This is a genomic window from Caulobacter sp. B11, from assembly GCF_002737765.1.
GTDB lineage: Bacteria > Pseudomonadota > Alphaproteobacteria > Caulobacterales > Caulobacteraceae > Caulobacter.
This window is the reverse complement of record NZ_PEGG01000307.1, coordinates 1-4,929: the sequence shown is the minus strand read 5'-3', so window position 1 is coordinate 4,929 and position 4,929 is coordinate 1. Positions and strand designations below refer to the sequence as shown.

Annotated in this window: 4 protein-coding genes and 1 pseudogene; 2 read left to right on the top strand and 3 right to left on the bottom strand. The window is 67.6% G+C overall.

Annotated elements, in window-relative coordinates:
* Nucleotides 1-201: 201 nt before the first annotated feature.
* A complete protein-coding gene (locus tag CSW58_RS11695) occupies nt 202-828 on the top strand; it encodes a glutathione S-transferase family protein (RefSeq protein ID WP_099447399.1) in 627 nt (208 codons plus the stop codon).
* Nucleotides 829-1,202: 374 nt separating this feature from the next.
* Entirely contained in the window at nt 1,203-1,778 is a 576-nt protein-coding gene (locus CSW58_RS11690) for an SH3 domain-containing protein (protein ID WP_236627803.1), read from the top strand.
* Nucleotides 1,779-1,889: 111 nt separating this feature from the next.
* Here CSW58_RS11690 and CSW58_RS11685 read toward each other — a convergent pair whose 3' ends face one another.
* The 3 genes and pseudogenes from CSW58_RS11685 to CSW58_RS11675 all read right to left on the bottom strand — a co-directional run.
* Nucleotides 1,890-3,032 carry a zinc-binding dehydrogenase gene (locus tag CSW58_RS11685; RefSeq protein WP_236627802.1) on the bottom strand — a complete coding sequence of 381 codons (1,143 nt, stop codon included), beginning with the start codon at nt 3,030-3,032 and terminating at the stop codon, nt 1,890-1,892.
* Nucleotides 3,033-3,116: 84 nt separating this feature from the next.
* Nucleotides 3,117-4,217, bottom strand: coding sequence for an aromatic ring-hydroxylating dioxygenase subunit alpha (locus CSW58_RS11680; RefSeq protein WP_099447397.1), 1,101 nt, complete (start codon nt 4,215-4,217; stop codon nt 3,117-3,119).
* Nucleotides 4,218-4,300: 83 nt separating this feature from the next.
* Nucleotides 4,301-4,929, bottom strand: a pseudogene (locus CSW58_RS11675) (M20/M25/M40 family metallo-hydrolase); the annotation flags it as partial.

The window sequence follows — 4,929 nt, the reverse complement described above, 5'->3', positions numbered from 1 at the left end:
ACAGCTGAGCGGCGGCGGCCGCCTCGCGCAGCAGCCCCGTCAGGCCGGGAAGGATCGGAGTGGTGGTGGCTTCCATGGCGATCGTAATCGGTCATCGCTTGCTCCCGTGCGCCAAACAGTTGTTTTCTTTCACCATGGAGCCTTTCGCACCTGCGAGCAATGTCGCGGTGCAAACATAATCGGCCGATAAAGGGAAGAAACATGCTTGTCATACACCACCTGAACGAGTCCCGTTCGCAGCGCATCCTGTGGCTGATGGAGGAGCTGGGCGTCCCCCATGAGGTGGTCTTTCACACCCGCGACGCCAAGACCCGGCTGGCGCCCTCGTCGCTGACCGACGTCCATCCCCTGGGCAAGTCGCCGGTGCTCGTCGACGGCGACCTGACGGTGATCGAGTCCGGGGCGATCATCGACTATGTCATCCGCCGCCATGGCGAGGGCCGCCTGGCGCCGGACGCGGCCAGCGCCGACTTCGACCGCTACCAGCAGTGGCTGCACTATGCCGAGGGCTCGGCCATGCTGCCGCTGATGCTCAACATGTATGTCGCCCGGCTGGGCGAGGGCGGCGCGCCGCTGCAGCCCCGCATCCAGTCGGAGATTTCCAACCACCTGGCCTTCGTCGACCAAAGCCTGGCCGGCCGCGAGTTCTTTGTCGGCGACAGCCTGACCGGGGCCGATATCCAGATGAGCTTCGTGCCCGAGGTCGCCAAGGCCATGGGCAAGCTGCCCGACTATCCGCACATGGCCGCCTGGATCGAGCGCATGCATGCCCGCCCGGCCTGGAAGGCGGCGCTGGACAAGAGCGGCCCCTACGCCCTGGGGGCCTGATCCTGGACCGCCCTATTCCGGTGACGCGCTGTCGCCGGAATAGGGCGCGCCCTAGACCCGCTCGTCATAGGCCGTAGCCGGATTGTTCTCGCTCTGCATTAGCCTCGCCCCGGTCGGGGTCAGTTCGCGCAGACGCTAGCGGTTGCGACCTGTGCGGTTGATGACGGCGTTGATGTCTTCATTGTCGCCATTGAGCTCGACCCCCGTTGCGGGTCATCGCGCATCGCAATTTGAGTTCAGGCCGCGCCAGACTTTTTTCCGACATGAACGAATTCTGTCCGCGCGGTCGCCGACGCGGTTCAGCTTCACGCTGTCATGGTGTGTCTCAAGGGGTCGTTGGCCCCGCAAGTTTCAGGGACCTAGGAGTTTCCACCATGACCATCAGCACCAAGACCAAGACCTTCGCCATGACCCTGGCCATGACCGCCGCCGCCCTTTCGGTCGCCGTCGCGCCTTCGGCCCAGGCCCGCGTTCAGCAGCGCCTCGGCGGCGTCGTCGGCTGCGAAGCCACCGGCGGCAAGCAAGAAGCCGGCGCGGTGATCGGCGCCCTGCTGGGCGCGGCCGCCGGTTCGAACCTGGCCAAGAACGATCGTGGCACCGGCACCGCCATCGGCGCCGTGGTCGGCGCCGGCGCCGGCTCCTATGTCGGCTGCAAGATGCAGCGCGACCGGGCCGTCAACGACACCGGCGGCGCCTATGTCAGCAACGGCATCCGCATCTCGCAGTCCGTTGACGCGGCCCCGATGACCAAGATGACCGGCAAGTATGTCGCTCGCTCGAACCTGAACCTGCGCGCCGCCGCCTCGACCCGCGGCGCCAAGCTGGGCTCGGTCGGCGCGGGTCAGACCTTCCAGGCCCTGGGCCGCACCGGCGACGGCAAGTGGATCCTGGTCGGCCAGAACGGCGTCGGCGTCGGCTATGTCAGCAGCGCCTACGTCTATCGGGCCTAAACGCCCGTAGCTTGTTCAGTGTGGAGGCCGCGCGCGTAGCGTAGGCGCGGCCTCCCAAACGGTGAGCCTGACTGGAGCCCCCGGTCAGGCTCATTGCCGTTTTGGGGCTGGTTACAGCCCCTTGGCGGGATTGATCAGGTACTTCTCGCCGGTGGCGCGACGGTTGTAGGCCGCGATGATCTCCGGCTTCAGCGCCTCGGCCAGCGAGATTTCCTGGGTGTAGTGGCTGGCGAAGGTGGTCTTCAGCTCCGCCGCGACCCGGGCCCGCAGCTTCTGGCCCTCGGCCGCGCCGATCTTGATCAGGAACGGGGTCAGCAGCCAGCCGCCGATGCCCCAGGCCATGCCGAACGACCGGTTGAACTCGGTCGGACGCGTGTCCAGCCCGCCATACATGTAGACCTGCTTGTGCACCGTCGAGCCGTAGCGGCTGTACTCGGCCGCCGTGCGATTGGCGGCGATCTCCATGGCGGTGAGGATCTGGCCGGCCAGCTTGCCGCCGCCCAGCGCGTCGAAGGCCAGGGTGGCGCCGGTGGCGACCAGGGCCTCGATCAGGTCGTTCATGAAGGTCGGCGAGGTGGAGTCGCAGATATAGGTCGCGCCGATCGCCTTGAGGATCGCCACCTGCTGGGGACTGCGGACGATATTGACCAGGGCCACGCCGTCCTTGAGGCAGATCTTGTTGAGCATCTGGCCCAGGTTCGAGGCGGCGGCGGTGTGAACCAGCGCCTTGTGGCCCTCGCGGCGCATGACCTCGACCATCGACAGGGCGGTCAGCGGATTGACGAAGCAGGACGCCCCGTCGGCCGGCGTCGCGTCGTCGGGCAGCACCAGGCAGGCGCCGACATTGACGGTGCGGTATTGGGCGTACATCGCCCCGCCCAGCATAGCGACGGTCTTGCCCAGCAGGGCCTGGGCCTGATCCGAGCTTCCGGCGGCGATCACCACGCCCGCGCCCTCGTTGCCGACCGGCATCGACTCGTCCAGCCGCGCCGTCATGGCCCGCATGGCCGTGGCCGGCACGTCGGCGGTGACCACGGGATGGGCCGCGTCGCCCGACACCCGCGCGGTGCTCATGTCGGCCGGACCGAGCAGCAGGCCCAGGTCCGAGGGATTGATCGGCGAGGCCTCGACCCGCACCACCACCTCGTCCGGCCCGGGCGGGGTCACCGCCTCCGTGGCCAGGGACAGTTCCAGCACGCCGCTGGCCTTGAGCAGTGAACGCAGTTGCAGACCGGTTTCGGGCAGCTGGGACATGGTGCGTTTCCTTTGTTTATGCACCCAGCCATAGCGGTCGATCTCGCCTGGGTCGAGGCGGATCGACGGGCCGGCGCGCGCGCCTCAGGTCCGCCAGCGCAGCACGGTCTCCTTGACCGGATTGACCAGGGGCCGACCCTCGCGGCGGGCGGCGTTCCATTCGCGTTTCAGCTGCTGGTACCAGCGGGCCTGCTGGTCGGCGTCGCCCACCCACATCAGCGGCGGATTGCTTTCCAGGCCCTGGCTCTGCACCCCGACAATGAAGCCGTCCTGGCGCAGGAAGGCCCGGGCGGCGATGCGGATGATCGGATACAGCGCGGTGAAGGCCCAATGGTCCGACCACATGATCTGGTTCATGCGGGTCTTGTGGGCGTTGATCGGGGTCATGGCCGACAGGGCCAGCACCTGCTTCTTGCCCACCGTCACATGCTCCCAGCGCAGGCCCGGCAGGCGGAAGGTGATCTCGGTCAGGGGTTCGCCGCCCAGGATGGCATAGGCCTTGGAATTCTTGGACGGCTCGTGCCGAACCATGGTGAAGCCGGCCTCGGACGGGGCGAAGCGCTTCTTCTTCTCGTGCTGGCTGGCGGTGGTCCGCCACCACCATTGCTGGTGGACATAGGGGCCGTGGGCCGGGTCGATCAGGCCCAGCACCGCATGGTCGATATGGATGTCATAGTCCAGATGGTCGACCAGCTTGGGCTTGCCGCCGACGATGCCGGGAATCACCGGCGGGGCTTCCGGCGGCTCGCCGTGGAAGCGCGCATCCGACGACATCCAGATCCACACCAGACCCTGGCTCTCGACCGTCGGATAGCGCCGCACCCGCACCTTGCTGATGTCGAGGTCGGCGTCGGCCGTCAGGGACGGGATCTTGGCGCAGGCCCCGTCTGTGCCGAACCGCCAGCCGTGATAGGGGCATTCGATGGTCTCGCGGCCGTCGGCCTCGGTGCGGACCTTGCCGGCCGACAGGGCGGCGGCGCGATGCGGGCAGATGTCGCGAATGGCGTAGACCGCCCCGGCCTTGGTGCGGCCGATCAGCACCGGCTCGCCCAGATATTCGCGATGCTCCATCTTGCCCGGCTTCAGGTCGGGCGACAGGGCCGCCACGTACCAGGCGTCGAGCACGAAGCCCTCGCCGAACTTGGCGGCGGCGGACGAGGCGGGGTTGGCGGCGTCATCAGGCATGGGGGTGTTCTAGATCGCCTTCTGGTTTTCGTCGCTACTCATCTCCGCTCATTCCCGCTTGAGCGGGATGAGCGGAGATGAGGTCAACGCGAACCCGCCGTCTCGATCAGGCGCTGATAGAACCGCACCATGCGTTCGACATTGGCCAGGCTGACATGCTCGTCGGTGCCGTGGATCATCTTGGTCTCCTCCACCTTCAGCACCAGGGGCTGGAAGCGGTAGACGTCGTCGGCGACCGAGGCGAGGTAGCGGCTGTCGGTGCCGGCGGTGACCAGGCCGGGCGTCACCGGCGCCTGGCTCTCGGCGGCGGCCAGGCCGGCGAGGGTCTTCCAGGATTCAGAGGTGGTCGACGACACCTTCGAGGGCTCGTCCGGCGTCTTGGTCCAGGCCAGCTCGACGGGCAGGTCGCCCACGGCCGACTTGGCCTGGGCCATGACCTTGGCCGAGGTGTCGCCGGGCGCGATGCGGTAGTTGATCCAGGCGGTGGCGTCCTGCGGCAGGACGTTCTCCTTGGGGCTGCCCTTGAGCATGGTCGGGGCGATGGTGGTGTGCAGCATGGCCGCGCCGGCGGGGTCTTGGCGGTGACCTTGATCAGCAGGGGCGAGAACAGCCAGGTATTGGCCGCGGCCATCTTCACGGTCGGCGAGGCGTGCGGGGCCAGCGCCTTGAGCATGTCGGCCCCGGACCGCTGAATCTCATGGGGAACGGCTTG

Excerpts from the sequence above, each read along its gene's own strand:
- CSW58_RS11695 (WP_099447399.1), top strand. The coding sequence starts at position 202 with ATGCTTGTCATACACCACCTGAACGAGTCCCGTTCGCAGCGCATCCTG.
- CSW58_RS11690 (WP_236627803.1), top strand. The coding sequence starts at position 1,203 with ATGACCATCAGCACCAAGACCAAGACCTTCGCCATGACCCTGGCCATG.
- CSW58_RS11685 (WP_236627802.1), bottom strand. The coding sequence starts at position 3,032 with ATGTCCCAGCTGCCCGAAACCGGTCTGCAACTGCGTTCACTGCTCAAG.
- CSW58_RS11680 (WP_099447397.1), bottom strand. The coding sequence starts at position 4,217 with ATGCCTGATGACGCCGCCAACCCCGCCTCGTCCGCCGCCGCCAAGTTC.